At 47.6% G+C, this 21,098-nt stretch carries 20 protein-coding genes; 8 read left to right on the forward strand and 12 right to left on the reverse strand.

What is annotated here, in order from left to right; translation table 11 throughout:
- Positions 1 to 347: 347 nt before the first annotated feature.
- From mnmA to EIZ48_RS02530, 6 genes are all read left to right on the forward strand, one after another.
- Complete coding sequence (gene mnmA, locus EIZ48_RS02505) at positions 348 to 1,463, forward strand: tRNA 2-thiouridine(34) synthase MnmA (protein WP_160648557.1); 1,116 nt, start codon at positions 348 to 350, stop codon at positions 1,461 to 1,463.
- A 13-nt stretch (positions 1,464 to 1,476) separates the two neighbouring features.
- The gene (hflD, locus tag EIZ48_RS02510; RefSeq protein ID WP_160648558.1) at positions 1,477 to 2,094 is read left to right on the forward strand and encodes a high frequency lysogenization protein HflD; all 618 of its coding nucleotides are present in this window, start codon (positions 1,477 to 1,479) and stop codon (positions 2,092 to 2,094) included.
- 148 nt (positions 2,095 to 2,242) lie between these two features.
- Entirely contained in the window at positions 2,243 to 3,613 is a 1,371-nt protein-coding gene (gene purB / locus EIZ48_RS02515) for an adenylosuccinate lyase (RefSeq protein WP_160648559.1), read from the forward strand.
- 217 nt (positions 3,614 to 3,830) lie between these two features.
- On the forward strand, positions 3,831 to 5,321 hold the full coding sequence (norV, locus tag EIZ48_RS02520) for an anaerobic nitric oxide reductase flavorubredoxin (RefSeq protein ID WP_160648560.1): 1,491 nt from the start codon (positions 3,831 to 3,833) through the stop codon (positions 5,319 to 5,321).
- Positions 5,322 to 5,332: 11 nt separating this feature from the next.
- Positions 5,333 to 6,478, forward strand: a complete 1,146-nt coding sequence (gene norW, locus EIZ48_RS02525) for an NADH:flavorubredoxin reductase NorW (protein ID WP_160648561.1) — start codon at positions 5,333 to 5,335, stop codon at positions 6,476 to 6,478.
- A 120-nt stretch (positions 6,479 to 6,598) separates the two neighbouring features.
- Positions 6,599 to 7,732: a ribosomal protein uL16 3-hydroxylase gene (locus tag EIZ48_RS02530; RefSeq protein ID WP_160648562.1), complete on the forward strand. Its 1,134-nt coding sequence runs from the start codon at positions 6,599 to 6,601 to the stop codon at positions 7,730 to 7,732.
- Positions 7,733 to 7,822: 90 nt separating this feature from the next.
- On the opposite strand, the gene EIZ48_RS02535 is transcribed toward EIZ48_RS02530, so the two are convergent.
- The 6 genes from EIZ48_RS02535 to EIZ48_RS02560 all read right to left on the reverse strand — a co-directional run bounded on the left by EIZ48_RS02535 (position 7,823) and on the right by EIZ48_RS02560 (position 15,744).
- A complete protein-coding gene (locus EIZ48_RS02535) occupies positions 7,823 to 9,937 on the reverse strand; it encodes a methyl-accepting chemotaxis protein (RefSeq protein WP_160648563.1) in 2,115 nt (704 codons plus the stop codon).
- Positions 9,938 to 10,119: 182 nt separating this feature from the next.
- On the reverse strand, positions 10,120 to 11,109 hold the full coding sequence (gene oppF / locus EIZ48_RS02540; protein WP_160648564.1) for a murein tripeptide/oligopeptide ABC transporter ATP binding protein OppF: 990 nt from the start codon (positions 11,107 to 11,109) through the stop codon (positions 10,120 to 10,122).
- Positions 11,109 to 12,074, reverse strand: coding sequence for an ABC transporter ATP-binding protein (locus EIZ48_RS02545; RefSeq protein ID WP_160648565.1), 966 nt, complete (start codon positions 12,072 to 12,074; stop codon positions 11,109 to 11,111). The genes oppF and EIZ48_RS02545 overlap by 1 nt, the downstream gene beginning before the upstream one ends.
- 75 nt (positions 12,075 to 12,149) lie before the next feature.
- Positions 12,150 to 13,061, reverse strand: a complete 912-nt coding sequence (oppC, locus tag EIZ48_RS02550) for an oligopeptide ABC transporter permease OppC (protein ID WP_160648775.1) — start codon at positions 13,059 to 13,061, stop codon at positions 12,150 to 12,152.
- A gap of 15 nt (positions 13,062 to 13,076) precedes the next feature.
- Entirely contained in the window at positions 13,077 to 13,997 is a 921-nt protein-coding gene (oppB, locus tag EIZ48_RS02555) for an oligopeptide ABC transporter permease OppB (protein WP_160648566.1), read from the reverse strand.
- A gap of 115 nt (positions 13,998 to 14,112) precedes the next feature.
- Positions 14,113 to 15,744 (reverse strand): ABC transporter substrate-binding protein, encoded by a 1,632-nt coding sequence (locus EIZ48_RS02560; RefSeq protein ID WP_160648567.1) that lies wholly within the window; start codon positions 15,742 to 15,744, stop codon positions 14,113 to 14,115.
- Positions 15,745 to 15,803: 59 nt separating this feature from the next.
- On the opposite strand from EIZ48_RS02560, the gene EIZ48_RS29660 reads away from it, so the two are divergent.
- Positions 15,804 to 15,935: a hypothetical protein gene (locus tag EIZ48_RS29660; protein ID WP_275690346.1), complete on the forward strand. Its 132-nt coding sequence runs from the start codon at positions 15,804 to 15,806 to the stop codon at positions 15,933 to 15,935.
- Positions 15,936 to 16,196: 261 nt separating this feature from the next.
- On the opposite strand, the gene EIZ48_RS02565 is transcribed toward EIZ48_RS29660, so the two are convergent.
- The gene (locus EIZ48_RS02565) at positions 16,197 to 16,373 is read right to left on the reverse strand and encodes a hypothetical protein (RefSeq protein WP_240152848.1); all 177 of its coding nucleotides are present in this window, start codon (positions 16,371 to 16,373) and stop codon (positions 16,197 to 16,199) included.
- A gap of 659 nt (positions 16,374 to 17,032) precedes the next feature.
- Between EIZ48_RS02565 and EIZ48_RS02570 the strand changes: the two genes are divergently transcribed.
- On the forward strand, positions 17,033 to 17,431 hold the full coding sequence (locus EIZ48_RS02570; protein WP_160648568.1) for a MerR family transcriptional regulator: 399 nt from the start codon (positions 17,033 to 17,035) through the stop codon (positions 17,429 to 17,431).
- Positions 17,432 to 17,493: 62 nt separating this feature from the next.
- Here the strand turns inward: EIZ48_RS02570 and EIZ48_RS02575 are convergent, their stop codons facing one another.
- The 5 genes from EIZ48_RS02575 to moaC all read right to left on the reverse strand — a co-directional run bounded on the left by EIZ48_RS02575 (position 17,494) and on the right by moaC (position 21,095).
- Entirely contained in the window at positions 17,494 to 18,576 is a 1,083-nt protein-coding gene (locus tag EIZ48_RS02575; protein WP_160648569.1) for a porin, read from the reverse strand.
- A 440-nt stretch (positions 18,577 to 19,016) separates the two neighbouring features.
- The gene (locus EIZ48_RS02580) at positions 19,017 to 19,553 is read right to left on the reverse strand and encodes a hypothetical protein (RefSeq protein ID WP_083651861.1); all 537 of its coding nucleotides are present in this window, start codon (positions 19,551 to 19,553) and stop codon (positions 19,017 to 19,019) included.
- Between the two features lie 365 nt (positions 19,554 to 19,918).
- Positions 19,919 to 20,371, reverse strand: coding sequence for a molybdopterin synthase catalytic subunit MoaE (gene moaE / locus EIZ48_RS02585; protein ID WP_160648570.1), 453 nt, complete (start codon positions 20,369 to 20,371; stop codon positions 19,919 to 19,921).
- A 2-nt stretch (positions 20,372 to 20,373) separates the two neighbouring features.
- Positions 20,374 to 20,619 carry a molybdopterin synthase sulfur carrier subunit gene (gene moaD / locus EIZ48_RS02590; protein ID WP_160648571.1) on the reverse strand — a complete coding sequence of 82 codons (246 nt, stop codon included), beginning with the start codon at positions 20,617 to 20,619 and terminating at the stop codon, positions 20,374 to 20,376.
- Positions 20,616 to 21,095 (reverse strand): cyclic pyranopterin monophosphate synthase MoaC, encoded by a 480-nt coding sequence (gene moaC / locus EIZ48_RS02595; RefSeq protein ID WP_160648572.1) that lies wholly within the window; start codon positions 21,093 to 21,095, stop codon positions 20,616 to 20,618. The genes moaD and moaC overlap by 4 nt, the downstream gene beginning before the upstream one ends.
- Between the last annotated feature and the right edge of the window lie 3 nt (positions 21,096 to 21,098).

Raw genomic sequence — 21,098 nt, forward strand, 5'->3', positions numbered from 1 at the left:
CCGGCAGTCGAAGCCACAACTGCCGGCCTAAAACACTTTCTCAGGCTTCCCCACAAAAAACGACACCGAAAAAGCTACACATTCCCACCGGGTTCATCTATGATACGCACCACAAAGCAAACGTTTGCGTCAGCATCTCAACTCAGAGGACAAACTGCTGACAGCAGCACAATTTTGCAATGACATTGTCGTTTATAACGTTCTTTTTGAATCCATTTCCGGATATCTGGTCGGTAATTTGAAAAGACGATAAAATTATTAAAGTGTGATTCTGCTCTCGCTCTGTTTCGTGAAAAAGGTTTCTGTTAGAATTGCGCCCTTAACACTATTAACGACTGAAGAGAAATATGTCAGATAACAGCCAGAAAAAAGTCATTGTCGGTATGTCCGGCGGCGTTGATTCCTCTGTATCAGCTTACTTGCTACTTCAACAGGGCTACCAAGTTGAAGGCCTGTTCATGAAGAACTGGGAAGAAGATGATAACGAAGAATACTGCTCCGCCGCAGAAGATCTCGCTGATGCACAAGCTGTATGTGACAAACTGGGTATCCACCTGCATACCATCAACTTTGCAGCTGAATACTGGGACAACGTGTTTGAATACTTCCTTGCGGAGTACAAAGCAGGCCGTACCCCGAACCCGGATATTCTTTGCAACAAAGAAATCAAATTCAAAGCGTTTCTGGAATTTGCCGATGAGGTTCTGGAAGCGGACTACATTGCTATGGGTCATTACACCCGCCGCAGCTTTCCTTCTGTCGAGGGCGAGAAGCCTCAGATGCTGCGCGGCGTAGATAACAATAAAGATCAGAGTTATTTCCTGTATACCCTTAGCCATGAGCAGATCGCGCGCAGCTTGTTCCCGGTTGGCGAACTGGAGAAACCAGAAGTACGACGTATTGCTGAAGAACAGGGACTGGTAACGGCGAAGAAGAAAGATTCGACAGGTATTTGTTTTATCGGTGAGCGTAAATTTACCGAATTTCTTGGCAAATACCTGCCAGCACAGCCAGGCAATATCGAAACAGCTGAAGACGGCAAAGTGATCGGCGAACACCAGGGCCTGATGTACCACACCCTGGGCCAGCGTAAAGGCCTGCATATTGGTGGCCAGAAAGGTGGCGGCGGCAACGAAGAAGCGTGGTACGTTGTTGATAAAGATGTCAAACGTAACGTACTTATCGTCGGTCAGGGTAAAGATCACCCTCGTCTGAAATCAAACGGGCTGATTGCGGCACAGCTTCACTGGGTTGATCGTCAACCAATCCGTGAGCCGCTCACATGTACGGTAAAAACTCGTTACCGTCAGCAAGATATTCCTTGTACCATCATCCCTATCGATGATGAGAACATCAAAGTAATATTTGATGAACCTCAAATTGCCGTTACGCCGGGCCAGTCAGCTGTATTCTACAGCGGCGATGTCTGCCTGGGCGGCGGTATTATTGAGCAGCGAATCTAAGGGAGTTGCGCACGTGGCACAAACTTTATATGACCGTACCATCGCGTTTGCCGGTATTTGCCAGGCAGTGAAACTTGTTCAGCAGGTTGCCCGTGACGGCACTTGTGATCGCGATGCACTGGAAGCCTGTTTAAACAGTATTGTGGTAACAGATCCTTCCAACACAATTGAAATCTACGGCTGCGAGGCCAATCTGCGTATGGGTCTTGAGACGCTGTCTGCAGAGATTGACAGCACGCCGTCTGGAAACGAGATCACCCGTTATCTAGTCAGTGTCATGGCGCTGGAGCGTAAGCTATCGAGCCGCCGTGACAGCATGGCGCAGCTGGGCGACCGTATTGATACCGCCAAACGTCAGATTGATCATTTCGAGCTGCTCGATGATCAAATGGTGAGCAACCTAGCCAACATTTACCTGGACATCATCAGCCCACTCGGGCCACGGATTCAGGTAACTGGTACCCCGGCTCACCTGCAGCAACAGAGCGTCCAGCATAAGGTCCGTGCCTTGCTGCTTGCAGCAGTACGCGGAGCCGTGCTCTGGCGCCAGGTAGGCGGTAAACGCCGCCACCTGATTTTTGGCCGCAAACAGATGGTCGAACAGGCAAAAATCTTACTTGCCCGCAGCTAAATAGACACCAGGTATTTACCGGGCTTTCGGTAAATACCCTGAATAATAACGGCTTAGTTCACTGTAGTGTTCAGCAAGCAACACCACAGTGGCTAGCGGTTACAGCAACACATTGTTTAACCCCTCTAATTAATCAGGAGAGAGCAACATGGAACTGTCAGCATTGACTGCTGTTTCCCCGGTAGACGGCCGCTACGGAAGTAAAACTAGTGCACTGCGCAGCATTTTCAGTGAATATGGTCTGCTAAAATATCGCACAATCGTTGAAATCCGTTGGTTACAAAAACTGGCTGCTACTGACGCTATCGTGGAAGTTCCTGCATTCAGCGACGAAGCAAACGCGTTCCTAGACCGCATTGCTGCTGAGTTTAGTGAAGAAGATGCGCAACGTATCAAAACTATCGAGCGCACAACTAACCACGATGTAAAAGCTGTTGAATACTTCCTGAAAGAAAAAGTAGCTGAAGTACCAGAACTGCACGCTGTGAACGAATTCATTCACTTCGCATGTACGTCTGAAGATATCAACAACACGTCTCACGCCCTGATGCTGCATGAAGCACGTGAGACAGTTATTCTTCCTGAAATTCGCAACGTTATTGATGCGATCAAAGGTCTTGCCAACGAATACCGTGAAGTGCCTTTGCTTTCTCGCACCCACGGCCAGCCAGCTTCCCCGTCAACCATGGGTAAAGAGATGGCGAACGTGGCATACCGTATGGAACGCCAGTACAAGCAAATCGAAAGCATTGAAATTCTTGCGAAAATCAACGGTGCTGTAGGCAACTACAACGCTCACCTTTCCGCTTATCCTGACGTTGACTGGCACCAGTTCAGCGAAGAATTCATCACAGAGTCTCTTGGCGTAACCTGGAACCCGTACACAACACAAATCGAGCCGCACGACTACATCGCCGAGCTGTTTGATGCGATTGCACGCTTCAACACTATCCTTCTTGACTTCGACCGTGATGTCTGGGGCTACATTGCTCTGGGTCACTTCAAGCAGAAGACAATTGCCGGTGAAATCGGCTCGTCTACTATGCCGCACAAAGTCAACCCAATCGACTTCGAAAACTCCGAAGGTAACCTGGGTCTGGCGAACGCTATCTTCGCTCACCTGGCGCAGAAACTACCAGTTTCTCGCTGGCAGCGTGACCTGACTGACTCGACAGTACTTCGTAACCTGGGTGTTGGTTGTGGCTACGCGATTATTGCTTATACTTCGACCCTGAAAGGTATTAGCAAGCTAGAAGTCAACCAAGCGGCACTTGAAGCTGAACTAGACAAAAACTGGGAAGTATTGGCTGAGCCGGTACAAACAGTGATGCGTCGCTACGGCATCGAAAAGCCGTACGAGAAGCTGAAAGAGCTGACTCGCGGTAAGCGTGTAGACGGCGAAGGCATGCGTAACTTCATTGACGGTCTGGAGCTTCCAGAGCTCGAGAAAGCGCGCCTGAAAGAGATGACGCCTGCTAACTACATCGGTGATGCAGTCAAGCTAACAGATAAGCTTTAATCACTATCTGAGACCAATTCAAGGGCCAGCGATATGCTGGCCTTTTTTGTGTGCGATGCTTCCATCCGCCCCCCCTTTTTTAAAACACTTTATTTCTTTTAATATCAATAATATACCTTAAAGATGCATTTTTAATACAACTTTACACTTGACCAAAATCACCCTGCGACTTAACATGCATTCAAAATACATGTTAAGCATTTTATAGGTAAGTTGTATGTCTATTCACGTTAAAAACAATATCCACTGGGTTGGTCAACGCGACTGGGAAATTCGTGATTTTCACGGCACGGAATACAAAACCCTTAAGGGTACCAGCTATAACAGTTACCTGATCCGTGAAGGTAAAAACGTGCTAATTGACACCGTCGACCATAAATTCAGCTACGATTTCGTACAAAAGCTGGAGCAGGAAATCAACCTGAACGATATCGATCTGATTGTTATTAACCATGCAGAAGAGGATCACGCCGGTGCACTCTCTCTGCTAATGTCGAAGATCCCCAATACACCTATTTACTGTACAGAAAATGCCGTTGATTCTATTACCGGTCATCATCATCATCCCGAGTGGAACTTCAACACCGTAAAAACGGGTGACAGCATTGATATCGGCAACGGCAAGTCACTGGTGTTTATCGAAACACCGATGCTGCACTGGCCGGACAGCATGATGACTTACATGACTGAAGACGCAGTACTCTTCAGTAACGACGCCTTCGGTCAGCACTACTGCGACGAGCGCCTGTTCAACGACGAAGTAGAGTACAACGAACTGATGGAGCAGTGCCTGCGCTACTACTCCAACATCCTGACACCATTCAGCCCATTGGTAACAGCAAAAATCCATGAAGTCCTTGGCTTCAACCTACCGGTCGATATGGTAGCAACCTCTCACGGTGTGATCTGGCGTGACAACCCAACGCAGATCATCGAAAAGTACCTGGAATGGGCTGATGAGTACAAAGAGGACAAAATCACTATCTTCTACGACTCTATGTCAAACAACACCCGTATGATGGCTGATGCCATTGCGCAAGGTATGACTGAAGCCGATCCGAATGTTGCCGTGAAAATCTTCAATGTCTCCCGTCATGACAAGAATGAAATCCTGGCAAATGTGTTCTGCTCCAAGGGTATCCTGGTTGGCTCATCAACAATGAACAACGTCATGATGCCTAAAATTGCGGGGATGCTAGAAGAGATTACCGGTCTGCGCTTCAAGGGCAAAAAAGCAGGAGCCTTCGGTAGCTATGGCTGGAACGGCGGGGCTGTTGACCGAATCCATGCCCGCCTGACAGACGCAGGCTTCTTTACCACCATAGGTATGAAAGCCAAATGGCGCCCTGATGGCAATGCACTGGAAGAATGCCGCGAGCACGGACGTAAAATCGCACGCGAATGGGCACTGCAACCAGTTCCAACAAGCGAAGTAAATACTTCGCAGCCAGCAGAGCAGGCAAAACCTGAAGTCTCTATTGCTCAGCCTGCAACAGTGAAAAGCAATAACGACACCCCGGCAGAAAAAAACACAACTGGCGACAGCACTGAAAAGCAGATTTGTACTGTCTGTCAGTGGGTTTACGACCCAGAACTAGGTGAGCCGAACCAAGACGTTGCACCGGGAACCGCCTGGAATGACGTACCGGACTACTTCCTGTGCCCGGATTGCGGTATCGGTAAAGAAGTTTTTGAACCTATAGCCTGAGGACGTGACTGATGGATAAACATATAGTGATTATTGGTAGCGGCTTTGCCGCTTACCAGCTGGTGAAGTCGCTTCGTAAACTTAATACCGAGACACCGGTCACCGTCATTACGGCGGACAGTGGTGACGACTATTCCAAGCCGGAGCTGAGCCATGTCTTTTCCCGCAGGCAGAACGCGAGTGACTTAATCAAGCAATCGGCTGAAGACTTTGCCAGCACACACAACATCGAGCTGCTTGCCTACACCCGGGTTCAGTCCATAGATACAGAGGCAAAAACAGTCCAGCTGTCAGATAAAACTGTCAGCTACTCAGAGCTGGTATTGGCCACAGGTGCCTCATCTTTCGTACCGCCTTTTGACGGTAATGCAACAGATGAAATCGTAACGCTTAATAGCCTGGGGGAATATGCCAGTCATCAGGACAAGATTGCAACGGCCAAGTCAGTAATTATTCTCGGTGCCGGGCTGATTGGTACGGAGATCGCGATGGATCTTGCCGAGGCCGGTAAACAAGTCACCATCTGTGACCGGGCCAGCAGTTTAATGCCGACACTGCTTCCCTCATTTATGGGTGCCGAGGTGTTTCAGACCATGACAGAAAAAGGGGTCGACGTGAAACTCTCCGCTACCGTGACAGGGGTTAACCGTCACCACCAGCAGCTGCTTGTCCAAATTGATGACAAAAACATCGTCGAAGCCGACGTCGTGATTGCTGCCATGGGGCTAAAGCCGAGCACTGTCTTGGCCGAGCAGGCTAACATTACTGTCAACCGGGGAATTGTAATTGATGAGTTCCTTAAAACATCGGCAGATAGCGTCTACGCACTGGGTGATTGTGCCGAGCTGGGTGGAAAAATCAGGGCATTTCTGCAGCCTACTATGCTCTCGGCCATGGCATTGGCGAAAACCCTGTCAGGCAACCCAACACCGGTAAAATTACCTGCAAGCCTGGTCAAAGCCAAAACCCCGTGGTTCCCGCTTAATCTGTCGGGGCAAACGGCGCGTTCTGATGTGAGTTGGGAAATCACTCGAGATAACGATGGCTATATTGCCAAGGCATTTGAAAAAGGCACGGAGAAACTTGTCGGCTTCGTTGTTAGCCACGAGCAGCAAAAGGCCGCTTTCCCACTGCTTCGTCAACTGCCTGCCGAGTAGCAGCAATAGATTTGCAGCCTATCATCCCGAACTAAACTGACTTCAGCTGCGCATTCCCCGTCACCCTGTGATGCGGAATGCGCTATAATCGCGACAAATGCACCTCGATTAAATGGCACTATGTACCAGCTGACTTTCTCCTTTGAAGCGTTTATGTCCGAGTACTGGCAGAAGAAACCCACTGTAATAAAAGGGGGCTTCAAAGACTTTGTTGACCCAATTAGCCCTGATGAGCTAGCCGGGCTAGCAATGGAAGAAGAGGTAGACTCGCGATATATTGCCAAACGCGGTAATAAGTGGGAGGTTTCCCATGGCCCACTCAGCTTCGACAATATGCCGGAGGACAACTGGTCTTTTGTTGTTCAGGCAGCAAACCACTGGCATGAAGGGGCTGCGAAACTTGTCACTCCGTTTCACCAGCTGCCTAGTTGGCTATTCGACGACCTGATGATCAGCTACTCCACTCCCGGGGGCGGTGTCGGTCCGCATATCGACCAATACGATGTCTTTATTATCCAAGGCTCCGGCAAACGACATTGGCGCGTCGGCCCCAAAAAAGACGATTATGAAGAAGAATTCGGTCATCCGGCACTACGCCAGATCAAAGGGTTCGAACCAATCATTGATGAGATCCTGGAGCCTGGCGATATCTTATATATCCCACCGGGCTACCCCCATGACGGTTATGCCATCGACACGTCAATGAGCTACTCTGTCGGCTTCCGCTCCCCTAAAAAGCAAGAGCTTCTAAGCAGCTTAGCCGACTTTGTCATTGCCAACGAAATGGGTGATGTTCATTACCATAACCCTGATCTACCAACACGAACGAATAGTGGTGCGATCCTTAACGAAGAATATCAGGATCTGGAAGCCATGATGCGCAGCTTACTCGCACATCCCCACTTAATGAAACAGTGGATGGGAGAGCACCTGAGCAACAGCCGCCATGAATTGGATATCATTTCAGCCGAGCCACCTTGGCAAAATAGCGAAACGTACCAGTTTCTTGAAAACGGCGAGACCATGAAACGCCTAGGCGGCCTGCGGGCATTTTACTACCCAGAACAGCCATACATTCTCTACATCAACGGCGAACGGTTTGAGCTTCCCGAAGAATGCAGCTTTGCCGCCACTTACCTTTGCGACAATGAACAGGTCACCAGTGCTTCATTGGGCAAGCAACTCGACCACCCCGCCTTTATTGCCCTACTAACCCAACTGGTTAATTTAGGCTACTGGTACCCTGTCGAGTAGTATCCGAAATAAAAACAGGCGCAGCTGCCAAAGAAATTGGCTAGCTGCGCCGTCTTGTCATCATTTCAGCAATGGTAATAAAGAGCGCGACTAAACCTTAAACTGCCCGGCCAGCTCTTGCTGATGCTTGGCGAGGCTGGTCAGCCGATTGCCAATACCGGCAGAGCTCTCAGCCTGATCTAAGATATTCTCACTCAACTGACGAATATTGGCGACGTTGCTGTTTACTTCAGCCGAAACAGTCTGTTGCTCCTGAGCTGCATGCATAATTTGCTCATTCATCGACTGTATCGCCTTCACCGCATTCGAAATTTGATTCAGGCTGTCAACGGCCTGGCTTACCTGCTGCGCCGTATTCCCGGCCAGCTGGTTGCCCTGTTCGATAGCACCAACCACATCCCGCGTACCTTGCTGCAGTACCTCAATGACAGTACGTATCTGCCCTACCGAGTCCTGTGTGCGGCTCGCCAGCTGGCGTACTTCATCTGCAACAACCGCAAATCCACGCCCTTGGTCACCAGCGCGAGCAGCCTCTATTGCGGCATTCAGCGCCAGCAGGTTTGTCTGCTCGGAAATACCCTCGATCACCTGCAAGATTTGGTTGATGTCTTCACTGTTGTTTTCCAGATCCTTAGCAACAGGTACAGCCGCCTCCATCTGCGAGACCAGTGTCCCCATCGACTGGGCGGATGTCTGAATAACAGTCTGGCCATCCTGGGCAGAAATATCAGCCTGGCTAGCAGCAACCACCGCCGTTTCTGTATGATGTACAACCTGCTCGGCAGTCTGGGCCATTTCCTCGGCTGCCGTTGCAACCATATCAACCTCTTTGAACTGAGACTGGCTGCCATCCCGGGTTTGACTGGCCACATCAGCTGCTTCTGTCGCCGTTTTACTCACTTCGTCCACGGCAACTACGACCTGGCTAATGGTATTTTGCAGCTTATCCAAGAAGCGGTTAAACCAAAGAGCAAGCTCCCCCACCTCGTCTTGCTGTGCAACATGGAGCCTTTGGGTCAAGTCACCTTCACCGGAAGCGATATCTTTCAGCCGCTCAGCCACCTGCTTAATAGGCGCAACCAGGCGGGAGGCAGCCAACAGGACAACCAGCAGGCCGGTAAAAGCGATCACGACACTGGCGATAACCTGAATCCTTGATGACTCATCGCGTTGAATCGCTATTGTTTTATCCAAAGCGATAGCTTCTGCCAATACCTGTTCGCTCGGAAGCTGAATAACAACTCCCCAGCTCACCAGGCCAAGTTCGACCGGCGTATATGCCTGAAGCCATTGCTGATCCTGGCTCCAGCCGACATAATCGTTTCCTGTCGATAGCCAGCTATTTAACTCGACCGGTAGGCCATCGCTGTTGGTAAACTGACTACCGGGGCGATTATTTGCCTGGTCCCACGCAACGATAGTTCCGTCTTTGCTTAGCAAAGATACCTTGCCAGCCCCACGATATAGATTTTTATCAACTTCGCTGATGACAGCCTGCAGCGCATCTAGACGGATATCGATGCCCATCACACCGACAGCTTCGCCATCGACGCTTAGCGGTATGGTAATCGTACTCACCAGCTGCCCGCCGATTCCCCTTTTCGCTATTTGAGGATCAAGCACACAGGTCTGCTTGGCATCCAGGCTACAGTTGAACCATTGGTTTGAGCCACTATCTACAATTTCTTGTTCAGCGATAATAAATTGCTCGGCTTCATCCGCTCCTGCCTTCGACCAATATGGAGCAAAACGCCCATTGCCATTGGCACCGACATAGTCCGCCCCATGATAGTTGCTGTCTTCGGCATCCAACCCGTCAGGGATAAAGACAACGAAAGCACCGTAGATATTAGAAAATTCATTCACGGATCGCCGCAACAGTTCATTGATCGAGCCTCGAAGCTCAGAACTATTGGTAAAATTTTCCTCGGCATTGTATTTGAGGAACAACACGCTCTGGGCCAGCATTTCTGCCCGGTAGATGGCTTCATCGAAATACTGCTGAACATATATCGCCTGACGCTCTGCTTGAGCCTGGACAACATCCTGGGATTTGTTACGAAGAGAAGTGAATGACTGCTCACTCACTAGCTGCTGGCTCTGGCCAGAAAAGTAAAATGATAGGCTGGTTAACACCAAAACTGTTAGTAACAGACCAACCCCTGCCATCAGGGTGATCTTCCACTGCACCGATAGTGACCGCATATAAACAATCCTTGTTCGTACTACTCAGTCGAAAATGTAATGACAAATTACATTTTTATCAATATTTTATAACATGCAGACAAGGTCATAAATTTGACTGTCGGCAACAATTATTTGACAAAACAACAGGCGAAAAAAAGCGCGGCTTTGACACCGCGCTTAAAGCCTGTCACAGGCTTGAATTAATGAACATTCAGGCAGGCTACCGCGTGAACGTCTCCCCCTTCTAACTGAGGCTTGCTGTCAGCACACGACGCCGTAGCCTGAGGGCAGCGGGTACGGAACACGCAGCCTGAAGGTGGATTCATTGGTGAAGGAAGCTCTCCCTCCAGCAATTCAATATGTTTATTACGCTCCAGATCAGGATCCGGGATTGGTACCGCAGACATTAGCGCCTTGGTATACGGGTGCTTAGGCTCAGCAAACAACGCCTCACCTTCTCCCATCTCTACCGCATTACCCAGGTACATCACCAGCACGCGATCTGATATATGCTTAACCACTGATAAGTCGTGGGCAATAAAGATCAAACTCAACCCCATCTCTTTCTGCAATGATTTAAGAAGGTTAACAACCTGTGCCTGAATCGATACATCAAGGGCCGATACCGGCTCGTCACAAATGATGAGTTTAGGTTTGAGGATAAGTGCACGGGCAATACCGATACGCTGACACTGACCACCGGAGAATTCGTGCGGATAGCGGTTAATCACGTTTGGCAGCAGACCAACTTTAGCCATCATTGCCTTGACTTGCTGCTTCACATCGTCAGCAGGCAAGTCCGGGTAGAACGCCTTCAGCGGTTCGGCAATGATCTCGCCGACAGTCATCCGAGGGTTCAGTGATGCAAGCGGATCCTGGAAAATCATCTGGATCTCTTTACGCTTTTCACGCATGCGGACCTGATCTAGCTTGGTCAGATCCTGCCCCAGCCAGACAACATTACCCGCAGTAGCCTCAACCAGACCAATCACAGCACGAGCAAACGTCGACTTACCACAGCCGGATTCGCCAACCACCCCCAGCGTTTCACCTTCATAGAGGCGAATACCAACGCCATCGACCGCTTTTAGCTTGGACGGCTTGCTCCACGGCCATGCCGACTTAGGGGCAATATCAAAATGAACTTTAAGATCTTTAATATCTAACAGCAGGTTCTTTTGTGCTTCCATTACCACGTCCCCATATCAGAAAAACACGCACGTAAACGACCTTCGGCAAAGTCTTTCAACGCAGGAGCTTCCTGCGTACAGCGACTTGTCACCCTGTGGCAACGCTCCTGATAAGGGCAGCCAACAGGCAGGCGAAGTAAGTTAGGCGGGTTACCCGGAATCGTCGGTAACTCCTCGCCGTCCGTATCAAGACGAGGGATCGCTTTGAGCAAACCTTCTGTGTACGGGTGCGATGGTTTGTAGAAGATTTCATTGATCTTACCGTATTCCATCGTACGGCCTGCGTACATCACCAGCACTTTGTCACAGCTACCGGCAACAACACCCAGATCGTGGGTGATCATGATGATCGCGGTATTGAAGTCACTCTTTAGCTCGTTCAGCAATTCCATGATCTGGGCCTGAACAGTTACATCCAGTGCCGTCGTCGGCTCATCGGCAATCAATAATTTCGGACGACACAGCAATGCCATGGCAATCATCACACGCTGGCGCATACCGCCCGAAAATTCATGCGGATACATGGTAATACGCTTACGCGCTTCCGGAATTTTAACCGCTTCCAGCATACGTACACTTTCTTCAAAAGCTTCGGACTTACCCATTCCTTTGTGCAGCATCAGCACTTCCATCAGCTGATCACTGACTTTCATATAGGGGTTAAGCGACGTCATCGGATCCTGGAAAATCATCGCAATCTGCTCGGCGCGAAGCTTATTCAGCTTGCTCTCAGGCAGGTTAAGAATCTCGCGACCTTCAAATTTTGCGCTACCGCCGATGATACCGTTTTTGGCCAGCAGGCCCATAATGGCGAAAACAGTCTGGCTTTTGCCCGAACCTGACTCGCCCACAATACCCAGGGTTTCACCCTGTTTTAGAGAAAAATTAAGATCGTTAACCGCGGTGACAATACCGTCTTGTGTTGTAAATTCTACGCGTAGATCTTTGACATCTAATAAGCTCATAATACTTCCTTATACTCTCTCGCCTTTGACTCACGGCCTCGTTTCATCCGCCATGAGCCAAAGAACGATTCATTCTTATCTGTCTTTTGGATCCAGTGCGTCACGCAAGCCGTCACCCACATAGTTAAAGCAGAATAAAGTTACAACCATGAATGCCGCCGGGAACATCAGCTGCCAGATGGCAACCTCCATCGTTTGTGAGCCTTCCTGTAGCAAGGCCCCCCAGCTCGTCATTGGCTCCTGGACACCCAGGCCGAGGAAACTTAAGAATGATTCAGTCAGGATCATCGACGGTACCAGTAGGGTTGAGTACACAGCAACAATACCTAGAACATTCGGCACGATATGGCGGGTAATGATTCTCCAACGGCTAACGCCCGAAACATGTGCCGCCTCGATGAACTCTTTGCTTCGCAGGGACAAGGTCTGCCCCCGGACGATACGAGCCATATCAAGCCAGGAGATCGCCCCGATCGCCACAAAAATCAGCATGATGTTTCGACCGAAGAAAGTAACCAATACGATCACGAAGAACATGAACGGAATTGAGTACAAGATTTCCAGAAGACGCATCATAATGCGGTCGGTGCGGCCGCCGACAAAACCCGATGTTGCACCATAGAGAGTACCAATCACCACCGCAACCAAGGCGCCCAGAATCCCCACCATCAGGGAGATGCGCCCGCCGATCAGTGTTCGGGTATACAAATCACGACCAAGGCTATCGGTACCGAAGAAATGTCCCTCTGCACCGAGACTCGGAGCGGCATGCAGTGCATACCAATCGGTATCATCGAAAGCATACGAGCTGAACATCGGACCGAAAATAACCGCCAGCGTTATACAGAATAGAATGGCAAGGCTGATCATCGCCGCTTTATTTCGCATAAAACGAATACGGGCATCCTGCCACAAACTACGGCCTTCAATTTCCAGCTGCTCGGAAAACTTCTCGACGGCCTCTACATTGTCTTTTTTAGTAAGCATCATTTGTTCGGCCCTCTAGTAACGAATTTTCGGATCAATGTACGCAAGGACAATATCAACAACGGCGTTGAAGATAATAGTCAGCGTACCGATTAGAATTGTGATACCCAATACCAGTGAATAGTCACGGTTAAAGGCTGCGTTAACAAAGAGCTTTCCGATACCAGGCAAACCAAAGATGGTCTCGATGACAACAGAACCGGTAATAATACCGACGAAGGCCGGGCCCATATAGGAAACAACCGGTAGCAGCGCAGGCTTTAGCGCATGCTTGATAATGATGTAGGGATAACTCAGGCCCTTGGCACGAGCAGTACGAATAAAGTTACTGTTCAACGTCTCAATCATGCTACCGCGGGTAATACGGGCAAAGGTCGCAACATACAACAGTGACATACCGAACATTGGCAGCAGCATGTACTTGGTTGAGCCATCATTCCAGCCACCAGCCGGCAGCCAGCCAAGATTGATTGAGAAAATATAGATAAGCACCGGAGCCAATATGAAGGATGGCATGACCACCCCCGCCATGGCGGTAGACATTATCGTATAGTCTATCCAGCTATTTTGCTTCAACGCGGCAATGGTGCCGACGGTGACCCCCATCACCAATGCAAAGATGAAGGCAAAGAAACCGATTTTGGCGGAGACAGGCAGAGCCTTGGAGACCAGCTCGTTCACCGTAAAGTCTTTATATTTAAAGGATGGGCCAAAATCACCCTGAACAATATTTCCAAGATACGTCGTATATTGTTCAAATACAGGTTTATCCAAGCCGTATTTGGCTTCGATATTTGCCATCACTTCCGGAGGAAGCGGGCGGTCGCTTGAAAAAGGGTTGCCTGGTGCAAAACGCATCAGGAAAAACGAGATTGTAATTAATACCAACAGAGTTGGTATTGCTTCAAAAATCCGTTTAGCGATGAATTTAATCATAAACTCCACCGTATATTTAAGTCTGTGACAGTTAAAAAAATTGTAAGTATCAAGTACGAACAATGAGCACTGCCCCGAGTTCGGAGCAGCGCTTAATTATTTATCTTGCTGTTTATTAGTCAGCAATGATGTACATGTCTTTGCTGAAGATATTATCTTCAGGGTTTTTCTCTGGGTAGCCACCTAGTTTAGGATTAACCAGGCGAGCATTCACATAGTGGTAGATAGGCATGATAGGCATATCTTTAGCCAACAGTGCTTCAGCACCCTTATAGGCAGCCGAGCGGTCTGCATCAGATGCAGCAGCCAACGCCTTGTCTAGCTGGGCGTCGTATGACTTGCTCGAGTACTTCGGATAGTTCTGCGAGTGGCCATCACGAAGGATCGCCAGGAAAGTCGACGCTTCGTTGTAGTCACCACACCAGCCAGCACGTGATACATCAAAATCACCCTGACGCTTGGTGTCTAGGTAGCTCTTCCACTCCTGGTTTTCAAGAACGGCTGTAACGCCCAATGACTTTTTCCACATTGAGGCAATTGCTACAGCAACTTTCTTGTGGTTTTCACTGGTGTTGTATAGCAGGTCAAACTTCAGAGGGTTGTCAGAACCATAACCCGCCTTAGCAAGTAGCTCTTTCGCCTTGGCTACACGTTCTTTCTGCGACAACTCCGAGTACTGAGGCATATCAACGTCCAGTCCGTTAGTCGCGAGCGGAGTAAAGTTATAAGCTGGTGTCTCACCCTTGCCCACAATAAACTTGGCAATCACATCACGGTCGATGGCATAAGATAGTGCTTTACGCACATCTTCGTTATCAAACGGCGCTCTGGTGGTATTGAATTCGTAGTAGTACGAACACAGGTAAGGCGTAACTTTTACATCTTCCGGATATTCTTTCACCAAGCGTTTGAAGTGCTCGTTTGGCATTTCATACGTTACGTCTACCTCGCCTGCCAGGAAGCGGTTCATTTCGGCAACCTGGTTCTCGATAGGCAAATAAGTTACTTGGTTCAGAACGGTTTTATCGTTATCCCAATATGTTTCACTTCGGGCAAGTACGATACGCTCGTTAACCACCCACTTATCCAGTGTATAAGCACCATTCCCGACGTAATTGGCTGGGCTTGTCCACTTGTCACCGAGTGATTCAACAACTTTCTTGTTTACCGGCTTCAGTGAGGTGTGAACCGTCATTGATGCAAAGTAAGGAACTGGCTTATCAAGGGTAACTTTAAGAGTGTGCTTATCGACTGCCTCAACACCCAAAGTTTCTGGGCTCTTCTTGCCAAGAATAATGTCACCGGCGTTAGCCATGGTAGTCATTTCCAGGTAAGAGGCATAAGGCGAACCAGTTTTAGGATCAGCCAGACGACGCCAGGTGTAGACGAAGTCTTCAGCGACAACAGGATCGCCGTTTGACCATTTCGCATCTTTACGGAAGTGGAAGATCCACGTTTTATTATCTTTGGTTTCCCATGACTCTGCTACACCACCAACCAGCGCACCATTGCCGTCTTGGTTAACAAGGCCTTCAAGCAGATCACGCAATACATTGGATTCTGGAACACCTGAGACTTTCTGAGGGTCAAGAGATTCAACTTCTGTACCGTTACCGCGAACCAGTTCTTGTTTCGCTGCTAGCTTGACGCCAGCTGGTACATCAGCCGCAAGAGTAGAAAATGAGGTCGCGGCTACGGCCATACCCGCGCTTAATAGTAGCGCCTGAGTAATTTTATTCTTATACATGCATTAACTCCAATACATTCTATCGATACGTCCATGACGGTCTTCAGCAGGCGCATAAAATGTCAGCAATATCTGCATTATTAATCCTAAACAATACAGAGCAAACCGAAGAATTGGTCAAAACCTTATCAGGCATTGAAGCAATTTGCCACAATTTGATTACAAAAAGTGATATTATGCTTAATAAATAGCGTAAAACCAGTTAATTCACCCAATCAATATCAAGCTTGCAGTTCAATCTATCAGAAAACCCTAACTATAGAGAAAAATCCGCCAAAAACGCCAAGAAAATGTCTTTTTTGAATGAAAAATTGTAGGCATGAATAAATATTCAGCATAAAAAACTCATAGGGGGTAACAAAACAAGCTCGAGTCAATAACATTTTTGCAAAACCTCGACAAGCAAGCACAAAAAAGCACCCTAAACAGGGTGCTTCGGAAAAAACTGACACTTACTTATTTTCACTATCTATATCTAAACCTGGGTTCATATCACGATTTGACTGTTTTTTCTTTTCAACTAATGTCTGATCATTATCACTATTATGCGATTCAGTATGCATATCTTCATAAAGAATCTCACCCAGAATCTGTTTAATTCGTCGGTTTGATACGCGTCTGTGCTTCATAAAACCCTCCGCTGTTAACCTCAATAACAGAAATTCAATAAAACCTAAGCAAGCTGATAGCTAACAGAGGCTATCGATGCAAACAGCCAAATTGAATAATTATTCCCGGCAAAAAGTCTCTTTCATCGAAAAGCTTTCAAGCCGAGTTTTAAATATGGCACAAAAGAGATAACTACGCCTGTAGCACACACTTAATAACGAAACAGAATAAAAAAAACACTGATAGATTAACTTTTCACAAAGGCATTTATTAACAATTTTCAAGTACCTATAACAGGCCAATAACGCTACTATCGTTTCTATTGAAGCGACCCGCCAAGCCAGAGATATCAGGTGTGTACTTCAATATTCCGTTCCCGTTCCGTTCTATCTTGAGAGTTGATATATGAGACCAGCTGGTTGTTTCTCACGTCCAAGTCCTTCCCGTGTTCGTCACGGCTATGTGCCACCGTCACATAAGACCAAAGGCGACACTAACGGTGTCAAGTAAGCCCACGTCTTAAGCTTAAAACACCACCCTAGCCCCTTCTCATAGGGGCTATTTTCATTCTTATCTGCTGCCCCGTCAGCAAACCGGCTTGTCAATTTCAGCACGGTGTGAAATGATCTTTTCGCCGATCCAGGGACGTGGATCTAGATTGTAAATGGAACGACAACGGATGAAAAAAGATAAGCGTGATAATGCAGAAACTTATACCATCTCACAGTTGGCACAAGAGTTCTCGGTGACACTCAGAAGTATCCGCTTCTATGAAGATCAAGGTCTTCTAAAACCTGACAGAAAGGGAAAGCAACGGATCTTTTCACGTCAGGACCGTGCTCGCCTGAAATTGATATTACGAGGTAAGCGGTTAGGCTTCAGTCTTACCGATATTCATGAGCTATTCCATCTCTACGACTCTGAAAAACGAAACAAGAAGCAGCTACAAGCCATGCTGAACACTATCCAGCATCGGCAAAAACTCCTACAGCAACAACAAGCCGATATTCACTCTGTCATGATGGAACTCAATTCAGCTGAGCGCAGCTGTTATCAGCAGCTCGGCAAATTGGAATAAATACTGATTTCAATTCAAAAAAGCCCGGCGATGGCCGGGCTAAACACTGGAAAAGGTATCAATTACCAGTAAACTCGTGCGCCGATAGCAAATTTGCTTTCAGAGTCAGTTGACTTAACCCCGACAAAGCTATCACTTGCCTTATTGGTATAGCCAAGCGTATCGCCGTCTTCATAGCCGTATTCCACATAGATACGTGACCAGCTATTGAAATTGTAATCAGTACCTATGTAATAAGTTTTTCCGTCACCGTCTTCCTGCAGAGCATTCGACTCCTGTGCAGCATAGCCAACACCGGTGTACGCCGTTGCATTATCTGCCCAGCTATACGTTGCTCCCAGGCTAAAGCCATCTCCATCGATAGTAACGTTAGACCCTTTTTTCGCCAGCTCCGAATTATAGTAGGTGAAACCCAGCAGCACCGGTCCGACGGTATATTCTAGCGTACCTTCAAAGAAGGTATTTTCGATATCGGCAGTGATTTTCTCTTCCTTGGTAAACTCCGGAACAGCCGGGTTAGGCGTTACCGTTTTTGTGCCTACACTGAATGACTTATCACGGTTAACACCGCCACCGAAGTGAAAGTTAAAATTACCGACGCTCGAAGAGACGAACAATTCAGCCAGTTCCTGGTTGTTGTCATCTTCTGTCAAACCGTAGTTAGCCGCGAGCAGGAAACTTTCGCCTTCATAATTATATTTAACCAGCGAGTCATGACGTGCTTTCGATAGCGTGGCATGGAGAATTCCGTTTCCTCCAAAGAAATATGAATATTCAGCACCATACATGTCATCCGATACAATCCATTGACGACCGATAGAAAACTTACCAAAATCGGTATCTAACCCGACATAGTGCAGGCGGTTTTTCATCGTGTAATCAGAACCATCAGCTTTAAAGTTCAGGCCAAACTCCACTTTACCAAATACATCCACTGTCTCGGTAAGTGTATATTCAGCCTTTACACCTGCACGCGAAGAACCCGCATTTAAAGTGACATCTTTATCTTCATATTTTTCAATCTGAGTACGAAGCTGGCCATAAAAATCAACCATGGCTTCTTCAGTTTTAAGAAGTTCTACTGCGCTAACAGCGTTACTAAAGATAACGGCAGGAACCGCTACTGCTAATAATGTTTTTTTCATTATACTTTCCTGTAATATTTTGTTGTGTTTTTCAACCCTTCCTGAGTCGAAAAGAAACATATCAACAACAAAAAAACACCGCAACACCACAAAACACCATAAATAACCACATAAGCAGCATCTTGATCCATCATAACAAGCACATACAGAGAATGATTATTCAGTAGCTTTATAAAATAAGACCCAATATTGAAATTTAATTCATAAAACTTGAAAAAAAGGGAACTTTATATCGATAACCAAATGGAATAGGACATAAACAAAAGAGGAAAAAAAATATAATTTATTTTTTACCAATAACTAAAAAGATCTAAATCTGAGTCAATTTTAGGACAAAGTGAACTAATTTATAATAAGGAGAAAGCGACAGTTAATGCCAAACAAAAAATGGCGTCCCATAATTGGACGCCACTATATTCTAATTACGAATAGATTATTTCCTAATGAAGCGCAATACGCACCAACCATATATTATGATGGTCTTGTAAATATCCACCATTTTCTGCGATTGACTTTAAATATCCGAGGCGATGATGGCCCTCAAGCAAATTAAATGGTGCTTTTAATATCCGTCCGTTCGTCGCATACAGGTCTCTTTCATACTGCAGTACAATGGGGGCAACAGGCCAGGTTCCATTATCCTGCATATTCTGAACAAGCCAGCTACGCTGAAACAACGGATTATTCATTCGACTCGAGAACTTACTAACCACATCATCATGCGGTGTTTTGATTTGGTTAATAATGTCATCGGTACTCCATCGCTCCTTTGTAAAGCTCATGGCCTGAAAATCTAACCAGCCCCAATTACAAAGCACGCCTTTCCAATGACGATATACCCACTGCTCAAGCACTTCTTCCGGAAACTGGGGTAACACACCATGTACTCTTTCGCGCCATTGCTCCCAAGGTTCACAATGCCGACTACCAAAACCATCTGGTGCTAATTCATAGAGTAATCGATCGCTCCTGATCATAACTACATCCCCCTATTGCCAAACTGCTGCACCGAGCAACAGCGTAAAAACCATAACCATTCACTTTGAAAGGTTAATTATTCCGTTAATTTGAAATTAGCACAGGATAGGATGAAAGAACATAAGAATATTAGAGAAAGATTATTCACGGTAACGAAGCTGCCAGCCGGCGGCGACTCAAGAAACAACCACACAAGAGCGGCCAAACAACCCAAATAATCAAAGGTGGTAGTTATTCAATACTGGCGCGATGCCAAAACGAAGAGTTATGCAGCAAAAGAGAGAAGGGAGGCACACTCACCCGATACAAACAGGGCAGAACCTAAGTTCTGCCCTGAGCAAGAAAACCAAGTACCCGCATGGCTTTACTGATCTGTTACCCAGCGATCAGCAGCAGAGGTATCGGTCTCACGAGCATCAACCCAGCGTGACTCTTCGGGTGTCTGCTCTTTTTTCCAGAACGGGGCACGTGTTTTCAGGTAGTCCATAATAAACTCACACGCCTGAAAAGCGGCGCCACGGTGGGCACTCGACACACCGACAAAGACAATCTGATCGCCTAACTCCAAATCACCGACCCGGTGAATAACCCGGGTTTGCAGCAATGGCCAACGCTCACGGGCTTGCTCGACGATCTCTTCCAACGATTTTTCCGTCATTCCCGGATAATGCTCCAGAGACAAACCAGTGACAGTATCGCCCTGATTGAAATCTCGCACCTTACCGATAAAGGTCACCACAGCACCGGCATCAGTGCCTTCGGCCAGCTTGGCGTACTCATCCGCAACCGAGAAATCTTCAAACTGAACAGAGATCATATTTAGCCTCCGGTAACCGGCGGGAAGAAGGCAATCTCATCCCCATCCTTGATAACAGTATCTAACGGACAAATAGTCTGATTGACAGCGACCAGCAACTTGCCGGATTCCAATGCCAGTTGCCACTTGTCACCACGCTCGCACAGATGAGTACGCAGCTCCTCAGCCGTCGCAAACCCGGCATCCATTTCAAGGCGATCAACGCCTACCAGCTCTTTTACCTGAGCAAAGAAAAGTACATTAATCATGCTTCCACCTTAAAGTGACCTGACTTACCGCCTGTTTTCTCAAGCAACCGGATCTGACCGATAACCATATCTTTTTGCACAGCCTTGCACATATCATATATGGTCAACGCAGCAACGGAAGCCGCAGTCAGTGCCTCCATCTCCACGCCAGTTTTGCCCGCCAGCTTACAGCAAGATTCGATACGTACCATATTCTCGGCTTCTATCGCCTCTAACTGCACTTCGACTTTCGACAACAACAGCGGGTGACAAAGCGGGATCAAATCCCATGTTTTCTTGGCCGCCTGAATACCGGCAATACGCGCTGTTGCAAATACATCGCCTTTATGATGCTTACCGGACACGATAAGAGCAAGTGTCTCCGGCGCCATGTGGACGAACGCTTCCGCGCGTGCTTCCCGTACGGTTTCCGTTTTACCCGAGACATCGACCATGTTGGCCTCACCGGAAGCATTGATATGTGTAAATTGGTTCATTGT

Origin of the sequence: Photobacterium alginatilyticum, from assembly GCF_009910675.1 — a bacterium.
GTDB classification, from domain to species: domain Bacteria; phylum Pseudomonadota; class Gammaproteobacteria; order Enterobacterales; family Vibrionaceae; genus Photobacterium; species Photobacterium alginatilyticum.

Bases quoted from the DNA above. Each gene is read 5' to 3' on its own strand.
- EIZ48_RS02565 (WP_240152848.1), bottom strand. From the start codon at position 16,373: ATGAAGCACAGACGCGTATCAAACCGACGAATTAAACAGATTCTGGGT.
- EIZ48_RS02530 (WP_160648562.1), top strand. From the start codon at position 6,599: ATGTACCAGCTGACTTTCTCCTTTGAAGCGTTTATGTCCGAGTACTGG.
- oppB (WP_160648566.1), bottom strand. From the start codon at position 13,997: ATGATTAAATTCATCGCTAAACGGATTTTTGAAGCAATACCAACTCTG.
- moaC (WP_160648572.1), bottom strand. From the start codon at position 21,095: ATGAACCAATTTACACATATCAATGCTTCCGGTGAGGCCAACATGGTC.
- moaD (WP_160648571.1), bottom strand. From the start codon at position 20,619: ATGATTAATGTACTTTTCTTTGCTCAGGTAAAAGAGCTGGTAGGCGTT.
- norV (WP_160648560.1), top strand. From the start codon at position 3,831: ATGTCTATTCACGTTAAAAACAATATCCACTGGGTTGGTCAACGCGAC.
- norW (WP_160648561.1), top strand. From the start codon at position 5,333: ATGGATAAACATATAGTGATTATTGGTAGCGGCTTTGCCGCTTACCAG.
- EIZ48_RS02580 (WP_083651861.1), bottom strand. From the start codon at position 19,553: ATGATCAGGAGCGATCGATTACTCTATGAATTAGCACCAGATGGTTTT.
- purB (WP_160648559.1), top strand. From the start codon at position 2,243: ATGGAACTGTCAGCATTGACTGCTGTTTCCCCGGTAGACGGCCGCTAC.
- oppC (WP_160648775.1), bottom strand. From the start codon at position 13,061: ATGCTTACTAAAAAAGACAATGTAGAGGCCGTCGAGAAGTTTTCCGAG.
- oppF (WP_160648564.1), bottom strand. From the start codon at position 11,109: ATGGAAGCACAAAAGAACCTGCTGTTAGATATTAAAGATCTTAAAGTT.
- EIZ48_RS02535 (WP_160648563.1), bottom strand. From the start codon at position 9,937: ATGCGGTCACTATCGGTGCAGTGGAAGATCACCCTGATGGCAGGGGTT.
- EIZ48_RS02545 (WP_160648565.1), bottom strand. From the start codon at position 12,074: ATGAGCTTATTAGATGTCAAAGATCTACGCGTAGAATTTACAACACAA.
- mnmA (WP_160648557.1), top strand. From the start codon at position 348: ATGTCAGATAACAGCCAGAAAAAAGTCATTGTCGGTATGTCCGGCGGC.
- EIZ48_RS02560 (WP_160648567.1), bottom strand. From the start codon at position 15,744: ATGTATAAGAATAAAATTACTCAGGCGCTACTATTAAGCGCGGGTATG.
- EIZ48_RS02570 (WP_160648568.1), top strand. From the start codon at position 17,033: ATGAAAAAAGATAAGCGTGATAATGCAGAAACTTATACCATCTCACAG.
- EIZ48_RS29660 (WP_275690346.1), top strand. From the start codon at position 15,804: ATGTCAGCAATATCTGCATTATTAATCCTAAACAATACAGAGCAAACC.
- EIZ48_RS02575 (WP_160648569.1), bottom strand. From the start codon at position 18,576: ATGAAAAAAACATTATTAGCAGTAGCGGTTCCTGCCGTTATCTTTAGT.
- moaE (WP_160648570.1), bottom strand. From the start codon at position 20,371: ATGATCTCTGTTCAGTTTGAAGATTTCTCGGTTGCGGATGAGTACGCC.